Source organism: Paenibacillus sp. 4624, from assembly GCF_050435065.1.
In the GTDB taxonomy this organism is placed as follows: Bacteria; Bacillota; Bacilli; order Paenibacillales; family Paenibacillaceae; genus Paenibacillus; species Paenibacillus amylolyticus_D.
On record NZ_JBNDJR010000006.1, the window covers coordinates 227128 to 245705 of the forward strand.

At 47.1% G+C, this 18578-nt stretch carries 12 protein-coding genes; 8 read left to right on the forward strand and 4 right to left on the reverse strand.

Annotated features, from left to right (window positions below):
* Nucleotides 1-209: 209 nt before the first annotated feature.
* Together ABIE27_RS15850 and ABIE27_RS15855 are read right to left on the reverse strand one after the other, a co-directional pair.
* A complete protein-coding gene (locus ABIE27_RS15850) occupies nt 210-2396 on the reverse strand; it encodes a YhgE/Pip family protein (protein WP_429350929.1) in 2187 nt (728 codons plus the stop codon).
* A 75-nt stretch (nt 2397-2471) separates the two neighbouring features.
* On the reverse strand, nt 2472-3050 hold the full coding sequence (locus ABIE27_RS15855; RefSeq protein ID WP_123063066.1) for a TetR/AcrR family transcriptional regulator: 579 nt from the start codon (nt 3048-3050) through the stop codon (nt 2472-2474).
* Between the two features lie 122 nt (nt 3051-3172).
* On the opposite strand from ABIE27_RS15855, the gene ABIE27_RS15860 reads away from it, so the two are divergent.
* The 3 genes from ABIE27_RS15860 to ABIE27_RS15870 all read left to right on the forward strand — a co-directional run bounded on the left by ABIE27_RS15860 (nt 3173) and on the right by ABIE27_RS15870 (nt 6755).
* Nucleotides 3173-3334, forward strand: a complete 162-nt coding sequence (locus ABIE27_RS15860; RefSeq protein WP_429350930.1) for a hypothetical protein — start codon at nt 3173-3175, stop codon at nt 3332-3334.
* Nucleotides 3335-3745: 411 nt separating this feature from the next.
* Nucleotides 3746-5326 carry a hypothetical protein gene (locus ABIE27_RS15865; RefSeq protein WP_429350931.1) on the forward strand — a complete coding sequence of 527 codons (1581 nt, stop codon included), beginning with the start codon at nt 3746-3748 and terminating at the stop codon, nt 5324-5326.
* An 856-nt stretch (nt 5327-6182) separates the two neighbouring features.
* Nucleotides 6183-6755, forward strand: coding sequence for a hypothetical protein (locus tag ABIE27_RS15870; RefSeq protein WP_123063068.1), 573 nt, complete (start codon nt 6183-6185; stop codon nt 6753-6755).
* Nucleotides 6756-7194: 439 nt separating this feature from the next.
* On the opposite strand, the gene ABIE27_RS15875 is transcribed toward ABIE27_RS15870, so the two are convergent.
* Nucleotides 7195-8964 (reverse strand): methyl-accepting chemotaxis protein, encoded by a 1770-nt coding sequence (locus ABIE27_RS15875; protein ID WP_240036661.1) that lies wholly within the window; start codon nt 8962-8964, stop codon nt 7195-7197.
* A 612-nt stretch (nt 8965-9576) separates the two neighbouring features.
* On the opposite strand from ABIE27_RS15875, the gene ABIE27_RS15880 reads away from it, so the two are divergent.
* Nucleotides 9577-11265, forward strand: coding sequence for a methyl-accepting chemotaxis protein (locus ABIE27_RS15880; protein WP_429350932.1), 1689 nt, complete (start codon nt 9577-9579; stop codon nt 11263-11265).
* Nucleotides 11266-11937: 672 nt separating this feature from the next.
* On the opposite strand, the gene ABIE27_RS15885 is transcribed toward ABIE27_RS15880, so the two are convergent.
* Nucleotides 11938-12138 carry a cold-shock protein gene (locus ABIE27_RS15885; protein ID WP_090917732.1) on the reverse strand — a complete coding sequence of 67 codons (201 nt, stop codon included), beginning with the start codon at nt 12136-12138 and terminating at the stop codon, nt 11938-11940.
* A 368-nt stretch (nt 12139-12506) separates the two neighbouring features.
* Between ABIE27_RS15885 and ABIE27_RS15890 the strand changes: the two genes are divergently transcribed.
* The 4 genes from ABIE27_RS15890 (at nt 12507) to ABIE27_RS15905 (ending at nt 18532) form a co-directional block, all read left to right on the forward strand.
* A complete protein-coding gene (locus ABIE27_RS15890; RefSeq protein ID WP_123063070.1) occupies nt 12507-14117 on the forward strand; it encodes a response regulator in 1611 nt (536 codons plus the stop codon).
* 38 nt (nt 14118-14155) lie between these two features.
* A complete protein-coding gene (locus tag ABIE27_RS15895) occupies nt 14156-15937 on the forward strand; it encodes a cache domain-containing sensor histidine kinase (protein WP_429350989.1) in 1782 nt (593 codons plus the stop codon).
* The gene (locus ABIE27_RS15900) at nt 15924-17105 is read left to right on the forward strand and encodes a substrate-binding domain-containing protein (protein WP_429350933.1); all 1182 of its coding nucleotides are present in this window, start codon (nt 15924-15926) and stop codon (nt 17103-17105) included. The genes ABIE27_RS15895 and ABIE27_RS15900 overlap by 14 nt, the downstream gene beginning before the upstream one ends.
* Before the next feature lie 350 nt (nt 17106-17455).
* Nucleotides 17456-18532, forward strand: a complete 1077-nt coding sequence (locus ABIE27_RS15905; RefSeq protein WP_123063073.1) for a galactose ABC transporter substrate-binding protein — start codon at nt 17456-17458, stop codon at nt 18530-18532.
* Nucleotides 18533-18578: the final 46 nt, after the last annotated feature.

Below are 18578 nucleotides of genomic sequence, written 5' to 3' on the forward strand. Positions count from 1 at the left end.
AGTCTTTTTACGTATAACATGTAGCCAGCAGAGGTTACCCTATTAAAAAAAAGAAAATTCAAAAAGGCATATCCATTGTCCCGACTCGCTGCATAACAGCCAGTCTGACATAAAGGATATGCCTTTTACATTTCTATAACCGTTTGTGTTGATATTTATATTAAATCGAACATGATAGCTAAGTTTTATACCAAAGCTGAATATCTTATCTAAGCCTGAAATACAGCTTCACTGCTGAGATTTTCGTTTTCAACCGTGCGATGTTTCAGGAAATACGTTAACGTACCGACCAGACCGAGAACTGCAAAGATGCATAGAATGCCGATCTGATCCCAGGCGACGCCGAATTGTCCGCTGGAGATGACCGCTTTGTATCCCGTTACGGAGTACGTCATTGGTAGCCATGGGTTGAACACTTTCAGCCAGTTTGGAATGAGCTCCAGTGGGAACGTTCCTGCGCTGGTGGTGAGTTGGAAGATGAGCAGCAGGATGGCAATGAAGCGTCCCGGATTCTCTAGCCAAGTTACTAATGCCTGAATGATGTACATAAAGCTCAGACTCGTCACAAAGCTGAACAAAAGGAATAACGGCACACTCTGTACCTTCAGGCCAAGCCCGTATAACACCAGCCCGGAAGCGAGCAAAGATTGAACGCCGCTCATAATGGTGAAGGCAAGGGTTTTGCTGACAAATCGATTCCAGCCACTTGCGTCACTTACACTACTGCCACGTGTTGGTACAACCAGCGTTGCAATCAACGCACCGACAAATAATCCGAGTGATAGAAAATAGGGCGAAAAACCTGTGCCGTAGTTGGGCACTTCGTTTAATTTGTGTTCATCGACATGAACAGGCTCGGCATACATCGTAACCAGTTCATCGGTCTTTTTGACACTGCTCGTTTGCTGCGCAGCATCGTTTAATTTGGTGGCGAGTTCGCCGGAACCGTCGGTTAACTTGAGCGTGCCTTCTTGTAGCTTACCAGCACCATCAGCCAGCTTATGAGAACCGTCCGTAAGGGTAGAAACCCCGCCCTCCAGCTCATTCACTCCGGCCAAAAGCTTGCCAGCACCAGCGTCTAGTTGCTCTGATCCTGTTGCCAGTTTGGCACCGCCAGCGGCCGCTTCGTTTAATTTGGCATTGAATTGGTTGAGTCCGGCACTCAGCTTTTCTTGTCCGCCGGATAACTGTGCTGCGCCTTGTACCAGCTGCTCTTCACCTTGAACCAACTGGCTGCTGCCTTGATGCAATTGTTGCTGTGCAGCTTGCATTTGCTGACTTCCGGCAACGAGTTGCTGTCCGCCTTGATATACCTGCTCACTGCCAGCGGCAACGGCCTGGCTAGCTGCGAGTAGCTCTTGAACAGCGGGGCTCGCTGCCAGTTCGGGATTGGACTTTGCTAGTTGAGCCAGACCTTGGGCGACTGCTTTGGCGCCTTCGCTGACTTTGCCGCTACCTTCCACGGAAGTTTGCAGTCCGGCGGTCAGCTTGGCACTGCCTTGTTCGGTAGCTGCGAGTCCTGCGTCCAGTTTGGACGCGCCTTCCTGCGCAACTTGAATACCGGCATGCAGCTGTTTACTGCCAGCTGCGGCCTGTGCCGCGCCGTCACCCAGCTTGGTGCCGGCGGCAGCTAATTGTGCGAGACCATTCGATAATGTGCTCGCGCCAGTGTGAAGATCACCTGTGCCTTTGGCGAGGGTTGCTGTGCCTTCTTTTAACGAAACGGCGCCGGTTTGCAGCTTGCCTGCACCGTCAGCCAGTTTCGCCAGGTTTTCTTTTAACGTAGCCGCCCCTTCGTCCAATTTGCTTGCTCCATCATGGATTTTACCTGCGCCATCTCCGGCATCTGCCAAACCGTCCGAGATTTTCTCGACCTTATCCAGCAGGGTTTCGGTATATGATTCTGTGACTTTGGCAGAGACTTTGGAGCGAATCTGTTTGACCGCCGTGCCACCGATCTGACCCGCAAGGAAGTTGTAACCTTCGTTGGGCTCGTAGATCAGTTCTGCCGGAGCCGGATGCTCATCCATCAGGGTAGTTGCTTTGGCGGAAAAGTCCTCTGGAATGACAATGGTCATGTAATATTTGTTGTCCTTCATGCCTTGTTCTGCCTGGTCGCGGGTGACGAACTGCCAGTTAAAATCATCGCTTTTCTTCAACTCATCAACCAGATTCTGGCCGACTTCAAGCGATTTGTCATTGTAAACTGCACCCCGATCCGTGTTGACCACGGCTACAGGTAATTCATTCATTTTGCCATATGGGTCCCAGAAGGCGTTCAGGAACAGTCCGCTATATAACACGGGAATGAACAGCACAACGAGAATGGGAATAAATACTTTTGGTTTCTTGAAGGCGGATTTCAGATCCTGCCCAAATACACGAAATGATTTCATGATGTTCTCTCCCTATCTTACGCTTATCCCTTGTTTCTCTATTAGTATGGTATGTGTGCGTCCGCGGGCGTTTCTCTAGGTGGGGGATAATCCATTTTTGAGAAAGAGGCCCACAAACGCTTTGATCTGATCCTTGTGCAGCGTAGGATGCGCTTTATTCCAATCGGATGTTAGGCTGACGTATAACTTCAGTAGCACAAACGAGACCAGCTTGGGATCGTCGGTACGAATTTGCTGTAATTCCATGGCCCGACTAACCTGACGCTCGAGGTATTCGAGAATGGCTTTCTCTACTTTTTGCAGACCCTCTCTCGCTTGGGGTGTTCCAAAATCGTTGACCTCTTGGAAAAGCTTGATCAGCAGCTCATGCTCCTCCCGATATTCCAGCAACGAGTCCATACTCTGATGCACGTTATCCAGAAAAGAGTTTTCATCCTTCACCGTCTGCTCCGTAATCCGTTTCATGTCTGCAATAATCGAGCGCAGGATCTCATCAAACAATTCTTCTTTGTTCTCGAAAAAGGTATAGATCGTTCCTTTGCCCACATTGGCCAGTCTCGCCACTTGTTCCATCGTTGTGGCTTTGTAGCCAAACAGGGCAAAGGATTTCTCGGCAGAGTCCATCACCTGTTGCCTTCGATCTATCGTTTTCACGGCTATGCACCTCCTTGGGGTCTGACGTGTGTAAGGGTGTAGCGGGTAAAACACGAGAAGCAGTGTGAAGCAGTAGAGATTTTTGAAAATGATGAAGCAAGTTGAAGCGATGGTGAAAGGATTTGAAAAAAGATGAACCAAACTTTGCGATTGACCAGTTTACTGTTTTGGTCAGTTGGTCGTTATTTAATGTAGCACTTGTGTATGAGGTTGGATGTGATCTATGTCATAGTTTGGAAAGTGAACGTTGTGATGGTGTGGGTAGGGAGAAGCTGGAAGAGTAGAGAAAGGTGCGAATGTGAAGCTCACATGAAAACCCCGGGGGATTCGCACCTTGAAAGTAGTAAAAACAAGGACTTTTGATGCCTTTTGGCAACAATGAGCTGGAAAAAGATTGAATTCGTTGGTGAGAACACATAGAATAGTAGTGTAAAAACGTAGTTTTGTGACGTGTAGTAACGTACTATACTTGTTTTTCGCTGTCGCACTCCGTATGGAGTGCGTGGATTGAAATGTGGACTTATGTGATTAACTTTGATCTACTTATCGCTGCTAATGCAATCAACAGAAAGCTTAACTCAATTTCCTCTAGTATAATTAAACTGGGTAGTCATGCTGCCAATAGATTCGGAGTTTCGAAGATTAGAAGTTTTGAAGATGTTATCCATATATCAACCGATGAGGAGTGTCAGGACATGTCCATACATCACATAGGTCAAAAGGTTACTTTTGCCGATATCAAAACGAGGTTGCCTCACGAAAGCTGGATGTATACACAGAATGAAGCACATGATGGTGAATTTGATGCCGAGGAAGTATGGCTGCATTCAGGTGATCTTCATATCAATGAGCTGTTGCTGGATGAGGGGCCTTTTTTAATTATGGTGGAGGGAAATCTGATCGTTGATCGTTATATTGGAAACACAGGATCCGACGCGGCCGCTTCTAACCTGGTTGTGCTTGGTGATCTTACAACGCCTTATATGCTCGTGGGAGGGCAGGAAATATATATTACAGGTAATCTTTATGTGGAGGATATGTTCTGGGGAGATTACAACCATGGAGAATTGACGGTGAGAGGCAACGTAGAAGGTGGGCTGCTAGTAAGTACAGAGCAATATCGAATTCAGGTTCAAGGACAGCGGAAAGTGAAGCGTCAGCTTGAAGATTGGGAGGATCTCGGACCATGGCAAGGCTTTGACATGCTGGAGTTATTTGTTCCTGAGTGTGTAATTGACGAAGATACAGAAGAGCCGTTTCCATGGCGAGAAGAGATGATCAAGAGGCTGGAGCAGGGACAGCCTATCATTAAACGAAAGTATATTTATGCCGCAGAACTAGCGCCAGATGTACCGGATTGGTTCGAAGATCATCGGTTCACCGCTGAGAACATTGAGCGTCTTACTCACCCTTCATTATTACCTGTAAGAGAGGAGGGGGAGTTGCTGAACAGCTATGAGTTTTGGGTGGATGGACAGTTTTGCCGAGGTTCTGTCTACGGGGATGAGTATACGGAGGGCTATTTCCGGAGTCTGTATTTTCAAGATGACCAAGACTGTGCATTGTTGCTCAAAATAGAGCCAGCAGACCAAGCTTCAGGCTCTTCTAATGAACTTGCCCAGCAAGCGGGCACTCCTGTCTGGATGATCTCAGGCGCATATCGTTATGTGAACAGTGAGAACTCCGAATGGAGCGTATTTACGGAAGACTCACCTCCGGATATTCAGCAGTTAAGCAACCGTGGATGGGATACCTTGTTGCGGTCCGTATCGAATTACCAGTATGTCCGTACCTTAATTTCGCCGCAACGTATTCGTGATTTATTAGCGTTGCCTATCGTGGAGCCGTATGACGATTATTATGATGATGACCGGCATGGGTTGTGGATTGAAGACTTCTACTTTGCATTTCGACAAGCAGGCCAAATGTATAATGATGTTCCCAAGCCAGCTATGCTGCGTATTGGTAGAGAGTATACGGATACACAAGGGGAGACGAAGGTCGAGAAATACTTCTATACGCTACACCAGCATGCGGACGGCACGGAAATTGTGTTAATTGAATACTCGGCTCAGGAGCAAGAGGATGAGGAAGAGCCGTTGTTGCTTGAACTTCATTATGTAGGTGGTCCCCAATTACTACATGCCGTTCAATTGCTGGAACGTGGGCGCAAAGAGCTGATGCAAGCGAATCAGGATTTGCTGGATGGGGAACCGCCCTATGCTGTTGAATCCTTTGCGAAGCGATATTGGAAATCCAAAGGATACCTGAAATAAAAGAGCTACACTATAAAATAGGACGCCCAGACAGGATATTGCACCTGACCGAGCGTCTTTGTCTGCTCGTTTTTATAGAAGATTAGAGCAAAGTGCAATCAACGAAGCGGTATAATTGAATGTATGTGAGACAATTTTCTTCGTTTTCTTCCGGTAAATTGTCGGGGCGGAACCAACTTTCAGATAAGCATTATATTCTCTGCCAGCTTCACTGATCTGGGTAGCTCACTTTGGTCGCACTCCGTATGGAGTGTGCGGATTGAAATTTTCCGAAACTCCCACCATTTCCAGGCATTTGCCGGTTACACTCTGTATAGAGCTCGCCGATTGAAATATGTGAACTTAAGTAAGTTGTTAAAAAATAAAAAAAGGTGCTCGTCTGAGCACCTACACACTGGTATAATTTAAAATGTACAGCCAATTTGTGGTGGGTATAGACAGTCCTCCGGTAAGGAGGTGTTGTCTATGAATTTCTCTTTTTCAGATGTAATCATGTTCGCAACGTTAATTATTGCGCTCCTGACATACATTGATCGAAAAAAGAAATAACCCGCCATAGGTTGGAGGCCTAGCGGGTTATTTCTTCACCTTACGAAACACACTTGGAGGATTATCCATCGCAAATGCTGTACAGGAGTAGCCATTGGCCTGGCTACTCTTATTTTTCCTTACTTTCATTTTATTAAACATTCATGCGACATACAACCCATGTATACATATTTTTATTCTTTAACTTTAACAACGAAGCGCAATAGTCCAATATTGATGGATATGAAAACGGGGAGCCTCACTACTCTGCGAATCACTTTTTTCATGTTCTTACCAACGGACTCAGAAAGGTGGTGACGAACAAACCATGAATAACGAGCAAACCAAATCACTTATCGATACGATCTCTTTGGAAGAGTACGTGCAAAAGGGGAAATTGCCGCAATGTTTACCAGCAGATGCTCAGATCACACTGGAGCAGGCTAAGGCGCAGGCGGATGAGGTGTGGAGTGTGGAGAAGGAAAAACTCGAAGTGTTCAGCTTTGATTACAAAGGGTGCACGGTAAATATGACATTCCAGATGGACGGGACGTACTTGTTCGATAGTATAGATGTTTGGGGCGAAGTAGGAAACAGCGGTGGAGTAGCAACAGAAAAAGAGTTAGAGTCAAATTCAGATTTAGATTCAGGTCCAGGTACTTCAAAGTTAGCTACATTGGAGACAGTAGAAAGCATTCAACAATTTGCGGAAAAAGTGGGAATGAAGCTGGAATGGTTTGAAATGGGAGATGAGCGAGTGTGCCTGATGCCCAGCGCGGTGACGTTACACTATTTGAAGCAGCAAAAAAATAGCTGGAAGCTGGTTAAAATAGCTGGAGCTTATCGAAGTGTGGGGGAAGTTAGGAGCAGCTTGAGCAGTATAGCTGATGCGATGAACTAGTCTCGGATGAGCGCTAACGATCACAGGAGAGCTTATTTGGTTAGTTTATGACCTTTTCCAATTCTAACGATCACCCCAGACGTTATTTGGAAGAAATACAGCAGAAAACGTCGAAAAACAGGGTGTTTGAAACGAATAAGGTTTCTGGTGATCGTTAGAATTCTATGAAGCAAAAAATCAGGCAAATAGCGTCTCCTGTGATCGTTAGAATTAGAATGCAATGTCAGACAATTCAAGCTAAAAAACCAAGGCTTGAGTGCACAAACACTCAAGCCTTGGTTGAAGTTACTGCTGCGGCGCATACCGCCCCATGATCAGTACGTGATATGCCTGCAATTTTCCACAATTTCTGCGGGTTCTTATGCAATACACTTCACAACCATCGCATAATCCATACTTCTCTCATCGTGCTATGCCAGCCATGTCAAACTTGCTCAGCCTACGCTTCTTTCACCTTAAAGAACGAGATGAGTTCTTGTAGCTGCTCAGATACTTCAGATAATTCGTCTGATGCGCTGACGATCGCAGCCATGGAAGTTTCCTGTTCGGCGATGGAGTTCTCAATGAGTTTACTGCTACTAGCCGCCTTGCTGACACTTGCAGACAACTCGTCTGCCGTCGCGGACATTTCTTGTGTACTTGCCGAGATTTCCTCGGTAGAGCTCGAGATATCCTGAATCTGGTTCGCAACTTTGTTGGTAGCCGTCAAGATATCTTCGAAGAAAACTCCCGTTTCCCGCGTAACGTTGAGGCCTTTTTGCACTTCTTCCGAACCTCGTTCCATCGCGTCTGCCGATTGTCCGATATCCCGCTGAATCTCATCGATCAACGCACGAATCTGGGTTGCAGATTCTTGGGATTGTTCAGCGAGTTTACGCACTTCTCCAGCCACGACCGCGAAGCCCCGGCCTTCCTCTCCAACGCGTGCTGCTTCGATGGAAGCATTCAGGGCGAGCAGGTTGGTTTGACCAGCGATATCCGTAATGATACCGACAATGCTGCTAATTTCATTGGAACGGTTCTCCAGAGATTGAATCGACGCATAGGTATTCTGGACCGCGCTTGAGATCAGCCCCATCTGATCGATAACCTGCTGCATAATTTCATGTCCGTTACTCGAGCGTTGCTCCATGCTGAGCGCTTCATCGGCTACTTCGGCCGAGCTTCCGGCAATGTTCTGCACTACGGTAGACATCTCGGTCATGGCGCGTGCACTTTCCACAGTTGCTTTGTCCTGAGAGACGAGGCCTGTAGAGATTTCACGGATGTTGGTGCTGATTGATTGAATATTATCGTTGTTTTTCGCCGAAATATCCAGCAGTTCTCTGGACGAGTTCGAGAGATGGCGAGATGTATTTTTGACTTTGAACAGAGTGGTATTGAAACGCTCAATCATCGTATTGAACTTTTCGTTAATGACTCCGAGATCATCGCGTCCTGTCTGAATCGTGACGTCCAGGTTACCTGTGCTTACTTCCTCAATGCCTTTCATGAGGTCACGAATCGGGCGCATGGTTTTCTTCAGCATAATAAATTGCAGTACCATGAACAGAATCAGGAAACCGACCAGGTACATCAGGCCGTACATCAGTAATTTATTCAGCCCTTTGGGAACGGCACTTGCATCAACATCAAAGTACAGCGCTGCGTAGATGGAACCATCTGCCTTTTTGATTGGATACATCAGTGTTGTCCATGTACCGAAATCATCGGTGTAAAAATCACTAAACGCAGGTCCGCCGGTTGCATTCATATCATTGATACCATGTTCAATCTGTTTGGATAACGGATATTTCGTACCTGGCAGATACTTATCTTTCTCAAATGCTTCAACCAGACTGGTTGGAATCGCATAAATCGGAGAACCATTCTCGGCGTCTAGCTGTGAACCGAAAATGTAAGCTTGCGCGATATTGGGATTAAAAGTATGGATGGAATCCAGATAATCCCGCAGTTTACTCTGATATGTATCGGAATAACTCTTCTCGGATGTGGCTTGTTCAACCTGACTTGTGTCCAGATCCTCAGACCATTTCAAAGTTGTAATCTCAGCTTGATCTTGCAGTTGCTTGATTAATATACTTTTTTGCAACTGATAAGCTGCAGTGATCAGAATAATTCCAATCAGAGCGATACTCCCGAATGAAATAATCAGATTTTTGGCGAAAAATGGCATGGTACTCCAGCGAAGCTTTTTAAACAAGGTCATTCACTCCTCCTGTAAAATTAAAAAGGACTTCACCTGGACGTCGTATACGCTACATATTGAGTTGTATTTGTGATGGACTGACATTTTCAATTACGATGAAATTTTCAATGTCTCTACAGATAAGAAGACTATAGTTGCTAATAATATTGGGTTTGCTCTTCACGTATATGAACTCCAGGTAAGTTCTACTCATCAGTTATATCGTTATTTCGACATATTAATGTTAGATTTCCCAAGTAAAATAGGACTTATGGACTGGAACTTTTGGATTATCTTCGTGTTTTACGTAACAATTGTCATATTGTTACGAGCATTCTTTCATGATTTGAATTAGAAACTCTTCATTTCCTAAACGAAGAGTTATCTGCACTTTTAGGACATATGGCAGATCATCCTGACTGTGGATCTCCCAGCCCCATACATCTTTTGACACAATTACGGAGAATGCGTAAAAGACTAGTTAATATTTTAAAATAAATGTGATAAAAGTCACAGTTAGATTATAAAAAATGTGTATACCACCGCCGATAAGTCTGTATGTGAAATCTCTAAGCAGAACCCAATCTGCCAGAGATCGAGACAATTTAATTGTGAAAAGGGTGGCGCACACACATGCGTAGCATGAGCATTGGTACTAAAATCAGTTTGATTGTGATCGGTATTTTCATTTTGTTCTCCTCGGCCGTAGCAGTCAGCGTCGTTATGGAGATGAGAGGTGGCATTAAGACATTCGCTACGGAAAAGGTAAAACGGGACCTCGAGATGGCAAATCATATCTTGTCATACAAATATCCAGGAGACTGGGCCATTAAAGATGGGCAGTTATACAAAGGCGATGCATCGCTGGAAGAAAATTTTGATCTGGTGGATGAAATCGGCAACGCGTCAGGAGATACCGTGACCATTTTTCGCGGAGATGAACGAATTGCTACGAATGTCATGATTGACGGGAAACGCGCCATAGGCACGAAGGTGTCCGAACAGGTGGCACAGACCGTTTTGCAGAAGGGCGAAAAGTATTTCGGGGAAGCTATTGTTGTCGGACAGAAGACTCAAACCGCTTATGAACCCATTAAAAACGCATCAGGAGAGATCATCGGTATTTTCTATGTGGGTGCTTCCCAATCATTAATTGATGTGATTATCTCTTCATTTCTTCAAACCTTTCTGATCGTCGTAGGTATTGCGATGCTGATTGCCATTGTGTTGATCGTTTGGTACGTCCGCAGGGTGAGAGCCAGAATTAATCGGGTATCTCTTGCCATTAAACGTGCAGGAACGGGAGACTTCACACAGCCCGTGGTCGATCATGTCAAAGACGAGATTGGTATGTTAAGTGCAGGTTACAATGAAATGAGAAGCAGTTTGCAGGGCATTATTCAAGGCGGGCTAGCCGCAGCGGATAAAGCAGGTCATTCCACGGGACTGCTACTACAGATCGCGGACCAGACCGCAAGGGTGTCAGAACAGATTGCTGTCTCTGTCGAACAGGTTGCACGCGGTGCTAAAAGTCAGACTATAAGTACGGAAGAAAATTTGCAAGCGATGGAAGAGGTAGCCATCGGCGTGCAGCGTATAGCAGATAGAGCCTCCAGCATTGCAGATGCCGCAGTGTACTCACGGGAGCAAGCGGATACTGGGGGACAGGCGGTACAGCTAACGGTGGAACAGATGGCAGCCATTGAAGCTTCCGTTAGTGCAACGGATGAAGTGATTCGTATGCTGGAGGAGAAGTCTGCTCAGATCGGTCAGATGGTATCTGCTATTCATGAAATTGCAGGCCAGACGAATCTGCTCGCGCTTAATGCTTCCATCGAGGCTGCAAGAGCGGGAGAGCAAGGTAGAGGTTTTGCCGTTGTATCTACCGAAGTGCGGAAGCTGGCTGAACAGGCTGGGCAATCGTCGAGCCAGATTGAAGCGCTTGTCGGAGCGATGGAACAGGACATGTTGCATTCTTTGGCAGCGATGGCCAAAGTGAAGCAAGAAGTAAGTGAAGGTTTGCGACTTACACGAGAAACCGAACAGAGCTTTACCCAGATTCGGGATACGAACCTGCGTATTGCAACAGAGATCGAAGATATGGCGGCGACCAGTGAAGAGATGTCGGCAGGCGTAGAGCAGATTGTGGCATCGGTGAACGAGATTGCACGTCATGCACAGACAGCAAGCGTGAATTCTCAGCATGCCGCGGGGTCTGCACAAGAGCAACTCAAGTCTGTGGAGCAGATCAAGGAGTCCGCAGCGATGTTGTCTGACGTTTCGGCAGAACTGCAAGCATCCCTGAACCCTTTCAAGATATAACATGTAGAGGATCGCACGCAGGCAGTGGTTTTTGCAATTCGAAACGGTTATGTAAAATAAGCATACAGATGTAGGACTACAAATAAAATAGAAATAGGCCCTGTACCGTTCAAGCGGTTCAGGGCCTTCTGCTTTTGTCGGATAGGTTGCTGTCTTTTCGTGGTTAACGTTCGGTCTTGTAATCCGTGTGATCCGTGTGTTCGGATGGATCTACCGTACGCGCAGGACGTGAGTGAGCTTTGGTACTTTCATTGCTCGTTTGCTGAGGTGAGTAGAAGTTAATGATGTCGTCAACCGTGGAAAATACAACATGTTCACTGGATTTATAATGATCTGTTGGAATAAAAACCTCTTTTCTGTGATGGATATAAGTGTAAGGAAGGTGTTTATACGGATAATCCGATGACAGAATAACCTTTCAATCGCTGTTATCTCCAGATTTTTTTGATTCCCTTTTCCAAAAGGGAAAATCCGGTGATAAGTGTATGCTTCCGATGTAGCTTTCTTTCAGAAAGCTTTTAGGCGAGCGCTTCGCTTTTCCAGTTTTTTTCTGTCCTCTCCGTTTGTATAAACAAAAAGTCCAAACTTATATAGGGATTGGTGTTAACAAACAACGAAAGTAAGTGCCAGTGGGCATAAATAAAGGGCTGCCGGAGGCAGCCCTCGTATCAATTACAGTTTAGTAACGTTCTCCGCTTGTGGTCCACGGTTACCTTGAGTTACTTCGAACTCTACACGCTGACCTTCGTCCAACGTTTTGTAACCATCACCTTGAATGGCGCTGAAGTGAACGAATACGTCTGTTCCTTCTTCAGTTTCGATGAAGCCAAATCCTTTGTCTGCGTTGAACCATTTTACTGTACCTGTTTGCATGTGATTCCTCCAAAAATAATAAGTTTTGTACGACCATTGGTATGAGCTGCATTCAATAATTAATGCTCATACGGTGGTTAGACCGTAGACGTTCTGTCCACTAATGTATCGACCTATATCATCATAACACGCGTACCAATATAAGTCAATTTTTGAATGTATTTTCTAAAAAAAAGAACACTCCTAGAAGCGAAATCCCTTGTCAGACGGGAGAAAACACTTCATCAACATCTCATATTCCTCTTCTAAAAGAAAGCGATTACATATGTTTATTTTTATTGTATATTATGTTGGAAACCTTGCGCTTTATGATAACGGTTAAAGACCGTGCATATTCGTTTGTTAGAGAAAAAGGGAGGAATCATATCATGTACCGGGTTCTGCTCGTGGATGATGAAGAAGATGTTCGTGAAGGATTGGTTGTCGAGGTGGATTGGGAGGCACTGGATCTGCGTATTGTGGGTCTGGCCGAGAATGGCCGTGAGGCTCTGGAGATGGCGGAGCGGGTAGAGCCTGACATCGTGATTACCGACATCAGCATGCCATTTATGGATGGATTGGAGCTGGCACGAAGATTAAGAGAGCGGAATCGACTAGTGAAGGTCGTTATTCTAACGGGATATGATGAATTTGATTACGCTCGGCAGGCGGTATCGCTTAGCGTAGATGAATATTTGCTGAAACCCTTCTCGGCCGGGCATCTTACCGAACTGCTCACCAGATTGCGTGCCCAGATGGAGGAGGAGATTGCGGAACGTGAGGACGTACAGCTGTTGCGAGAACACTATCGTACCAGCTTGCCTTTATTACAGGCGGATTTGATTGCGACGTTGCTGCATCGCCAGAAATCTTCATCATATATATTAAGCCGGGCAAGCCAGTGCGGACTGGAACTGGGAGGTAAACGTTATGGTGTATCCATCCTTACACTGCATCCGACCGAAGATCCCGAATTGAAGCTGTTTGCAGCGCTGAATATTGCGGCAGAGGTATGGGCGGATCACAAGGCAGGCTATGCCTTTATGCATCAGGAGACGGTTGTATTGCTCTACGTGGAACCGTTGGACGGAAGAGAAGTGAAAGCGGAAGACCTGCAGCAGCAAGCACTGGAAAATGTGGTGCGAAGCATCCGTCACTATTTACGTGTGCCTGTAACGATTGGATCGAGCCGACTTGTGGACACCCTTCCCGATGTGAAGCATGCCTATGAGGATGCGTTGCTGGCGCTGGATTACCGGCTTGTGCCAGGAACGGATTCCTTGATCTACATTGCGGACGTGGAGCGGCAGGCTGCAGGAAAGCTGCGTTTTGATGAATTGAAACAACAGACATTAACCCGCTGTTTGAAAGCGGGAACGCAGGCAGAGCTGGAGCAAGGGCTGCAGACCATTTTCCGGGAAATTACGGTGGAACATGGCCGCAGTGATATTCAGTTGTATTTGATCGAGGTATTAACTACGGTTTGGAAGGCCGCACAGGCTTCGGGTGAAGAGATGGAGGATATATTCGGTGCCGGATTCCAGCTGTATACGGATATGTTTCGACTTCCAGGTCTGTCCGAGGCACAGCATAAGGTGAGTGAAGTCTGTCTGCTCGTACAACAGCGAATCTCCAGCGGGCGCCAGCATGTGTATAAAGATATTGTGGAGCAGGCACTCACGTTTACGAAGAAACATTATGCCGATCCGGATCTGTCTATTCAGAAGGTATGCGCGCATCTACATATCAGCTCCGGTTATTTTTGCAGTATTTTCAAAAAAGAAGTACAGCTCACCTTCCTGCAATATCTGATGCAGATTCGAATGGATGAAGCAAGAGAATTGCTTCGCTCCACGGAGCTGAAGTCGTTTCAGATTGCCGAGAAGGTGGGCTTTGCCGAGCCGAATTATTTCAGTTTTTGTTTTAAAAAGCATACTGGCGTCTCCCCCAAAGAGTATCGGAAACAGGCTGCTTCGGCTCCTGAAGGTTCCCTTCAATGAGCTGGAGCACGTTAACTACACGAATCAAGTCTATTGTGATGAATCTTCGCTTGGTTGTACGTTCGTCCAAGTTCAGCAGTATTCGTTCTATTATTACGTGGTCTTTCTCCATCTTCATTGTACTGGTACTCACCATTATGGCCATATTACTGCATGACAAATTCACCCAGGCTGCTGAGCGAAGTGCAGAACTGTCGACCAGACAGATTGTGGATCAGGTCAGTTATAACCTGGAGGATTACGTGCGCAGCATGTCCCATCTGTACCGTGCCATTGAGGAACATATGCTGCGGGACGGTACATGGGAAGGGGAGCAGGTGGACAAACAGCTGGATACCTTACTCAGCAGCCGGGAAGATATCATCTCCATTACACTGCTCGACGCCGATGGACAGTTGCTCAAGAACAGACCGGCTGCCGAGCTGAAGAGCAGTGCTCATGTCACTCAACAAGGATGGTTTCAATCGGCCCTGCGTGTACCTAATCATCTGAGCTTTTCCTTGCCTCATATTCAAAATATGTATGCTGGACCCTATCAATGGGTCGTTTCCATGAGCAAGGGCATCACCATCAAACAGCAAGGTCAGGAGAAGCAAGTGATCCTGCTGGTCGATATCAATTTTAAACAAATGGACGAACTGAGCAGCCGGGTTAGCCTGGGGCAGCGGGGTTACGTCTATATTATTGATGAGAGTGCGGGCAACATTGTGTATCATCCACAGCAGCAACTGATGTATATGGGACTGAAAAAAGAAAATATTGAGCAGGCCCTAGTGGCTGCGGGGAGTTACGAAGATGAAGCGGATGGGCAGAAAAGGCTGAATACCGTAAAGTCGGTGGCGAATATCGGCTGGAAAATTGTCGGTGTGGCGTATCTGGACGAAATCATGACGACACGGCAGGAAGTGAACGGTTACCTGATTCGTGTGCTGGTCATTGTACTGGTGCTTGTCATTGTGGTATCCCTGTTTCTCTCTTCGAGTCTGACACGTCCAATCCGGCTGATGGAGAGAAAGATGAAGGCGGTGGAGCGAGGGGATTTCAACGTGGAGCTGCCCATAACGGGACCGCTTGAGGTCGAGCGTCTGGCGCGTAGGTTCAATCTGATGGTGAACAAAATCCGTAACCTCATGGATGAGATCATTCATGAACAGGAGCAAAAACGCCGTCTGGAGCTGGAGGCGCTGCAAGCCCAGATTAATCCGCATTTTCTGTATAACACACTGAATTCGGTTGTGCGCATGGTTGGCATGAGCCGTAATGACGAAGTCATCACGATGATTACGTCGCTTTCCCGGTTATTTCGCATCAGTCTCAGTCAGGGTAAAACGATCATTACCGTCCGCGAAGAATTGGAACATGCCCGTCATTACCTGACTATTCAGCAGATGCGTTTCAAACACAAGTTCACTTTCATTATTCATGCGGATGAGCAGGTACTGGACTGCCTGACACTGAAGCTGATTTTACAGCCGCTCATCGAAAATGCCATCGTGCACGGTATCGAGTATCACATGGACGAGGGCCGTATCGAGGTGGATGTGCAGCGTGAAGAGCAGATTCTGGTATTCCGCATTACAGATAACGGTGTAGGTATGTCGGAGGAACAGATGGCGGGATTGCTCAGCGGCCGTCCGGTGGTGAAGAGCGGGGCGGGCTCCGGTGTCGCTGTGCGCAATGTGCATGATCGCATCCGGCACTATTATGGCGAGGGATATGGTCTTGAATTCGCAAGTGAGCTGGAGGAAGGCACAACGGTATGGATTCGGATTCCTGTTCAGGAAGAACAGAAGGAGGACGGGATGAATGATGGACGGTAGCGAAACCAGCAGCAAAATGAATAACCAGAACAAGAGCACACGCCGTGTATTGGCAAAAAAAAGCCAGGCCACTCTTCCCGGTTCCCCGGGATTATGGTCATTCAAAGCCTTGTGCCAGGCAGCCGCAGTCTGCTGCCTGCTAATCTGTGCCGCCTGCGGCATGGCAGGGGCGGATCAACCGGCATCGTCGCAGCACATTGCGCTCATTACGCCTGCGGGCACCGGAGAGCTCGCCGAAGCGATCCGCCTGGGGGCTGAGGCAGCCGCCAAAGAGAGCGGCGCACAGCTCATCACCGTTGAAGCGTATCCCGTGGATTCCGCTTCACACACGTCACCTAATGCGGACTATGCGATAAGTCCGCCATCTGTGGGCACACCCGCCGCAGCGAATCGGGATTTTACCCGCAGTGAGCGTGAACAGGCACAGGTCCAGGCAGCCGCACTCGCGTTGAAACAAGGGGCAGCCGCACTGCTGGTTGATCCATTAAGTGAAGATGTGCTTGGCGATATCATTCGGGAGGCAGAGACGGTGAGAACGGATGGAGGTATCGTACCTGTTGTTGTGCTCAACGATGAGTTTCCCGTCAAAGGCATCACCAGCGTCATCTCCATGGATAATCTCGAGGCTGGACGTCAGGCCGGACAGGCCATGGCCGAATTACTGGAAGGCCAGGGTCATATTGCTTTAGTAGGCCCGGACCCGCTGAGTGCAGGTCTTGTTCTGCGAGAAGAGGGGATTGAGGAAGAGTTACAGAACTACCCGGACATCGACATTATTCCGAAATCGGTATGCAACAGCCGGGATGCATGCTGGCAAACAGTCAAACAGCTGCTGGATCAGCATGAGCTGGCCGGAATCATTGCCCTGCAAGAGCCGGCTTCGCTCGGGGCAGCAGATGAACTGCATCGTCGCAAGGATGGAAGGCAGATTAGCATTGTTGGATTCGGTAGCGAACAACAGCAGTTAGAGCAGTTGCAGGAAGGTGTGTTCCAACGACTGATCGTGCAGAACGGTTACAGTGCTGGCTACCTGGGGCTTAATCAGGCACTTGCCAAACTGAAGCGGGAGCATGTTCAGGCCCGAGTTATTTTGGAAACCAAGGTCGTTAGCACAGAAAATATGTTCTGGATGGATAACCAGAAGCTGTTATTTCCGTTTGTGCAATGAGGATTAGATCATAGCACTCATTATAAAAGGGATTTATATAAGTTGAACTGTTTATTTTACACATTAACGGAGAGGACAGAAAAAAACTGGAAAAGCGAAGCGCTCGCCTTTATAACCGGATTTATCCCTATGGAAGAGGGAATCGAAAAATCTGGGGATAACAGCGATTGGAAGTTTATTCTGTCATCGGAGTGGACCGTGTAAAAACTTTTAGTTCAACTTATATAGAATAGATGAATTGATGAGGATTTCGATAAAACAGATGAAGATATTGTATTCGAAAATAATGTAAACCCTTTCATAATAAAGGCATCGGTAAAGCCGAATGAACTTGGGGGAGGTCATGAAGAATGAAAAAGAAAACATGGATGACATTGTTGCTTACGGTGTGTATGGCTGTGGCGGCAGGATGCAGCAACGGGGGAGACAGCGCCGGTGGGAACGGAACTGCCGGTACGGACAGTGGCGCGAAGGCGGAAGCCGGAACGCAAACGGAGAACCCGAAAATCGGTGTGGCCATCTATAAGTTTGACGATACGTTTATGACGGGAGTACGAAACGCGATGACTGCGGCAGCGGAGGGCGTAGCTGCCCTTGATATTGTAGACAGTCAGAATGCACAGCCGACACAGAATGAGAAGGTCGACCTGTTTGTATCCAAGAAATACAATGCCATGGCGGTGAATCCGGTAGACCGAACCGCAGCAGGTGTCATTATCGACAAGGCCAAAGCGGCTAATATTCCGGTGGTATTCCTGAATCGGGAGCCTGTAGCGGAGGACATGAATAAGTGGGATAAAGTGTACTATGTCGGTGCAAAAGCGGAAGAGTCTGGTACAATCTCCGGTCAGTTGATCGTGGATTACTGGAAAGCACATCCGGAAGCTGACAAAAACGGCGATGGCAAGCTGCAATATGTCATGCTGAAAGGTGAACCGGGTCATCAGGATGCCGAGCTGCGCACCAAATATTCCGTTCAAGCCATTCAGGATGCCGGTATTGAAGTTGAAGCACTGGCCGAAGATACGGCAATGTGGGATCGGGTCAAAGGCCAGGAGAAAATGCAGGCATTCCTTGCTTCGCATGGCGACAAAATTGAAGCGGTACTGGCGAACAATGATGACATGGCACTTGGTGCGATTGAAGCATTGAAAGCAGCGGGTTACTTCAAGGATGGCAAAACAATGCCTGTCGTAGGCGTGGATGCTACAGCCCCTGCGATTCAGGCGTTGCAGGATGGTACCATGCTGGGCACCGTGCTGAATGATGCCAAAAATCAGGGAGCGGCAACGGTTGCACTGGCGGCTGTTCTTGCCAAAGGCGAGACACCAACCAAAGAAAATACCAAATTTGATATTACAGACGGGAAATATGTCTGGATCGCTTACAAAAAAATTACGAAAGACAACATTGCCGACGCCCAATAATAGCAGCAGAGAGGGACGTATGTCATCTTGGCAACGTCCTTTTTTT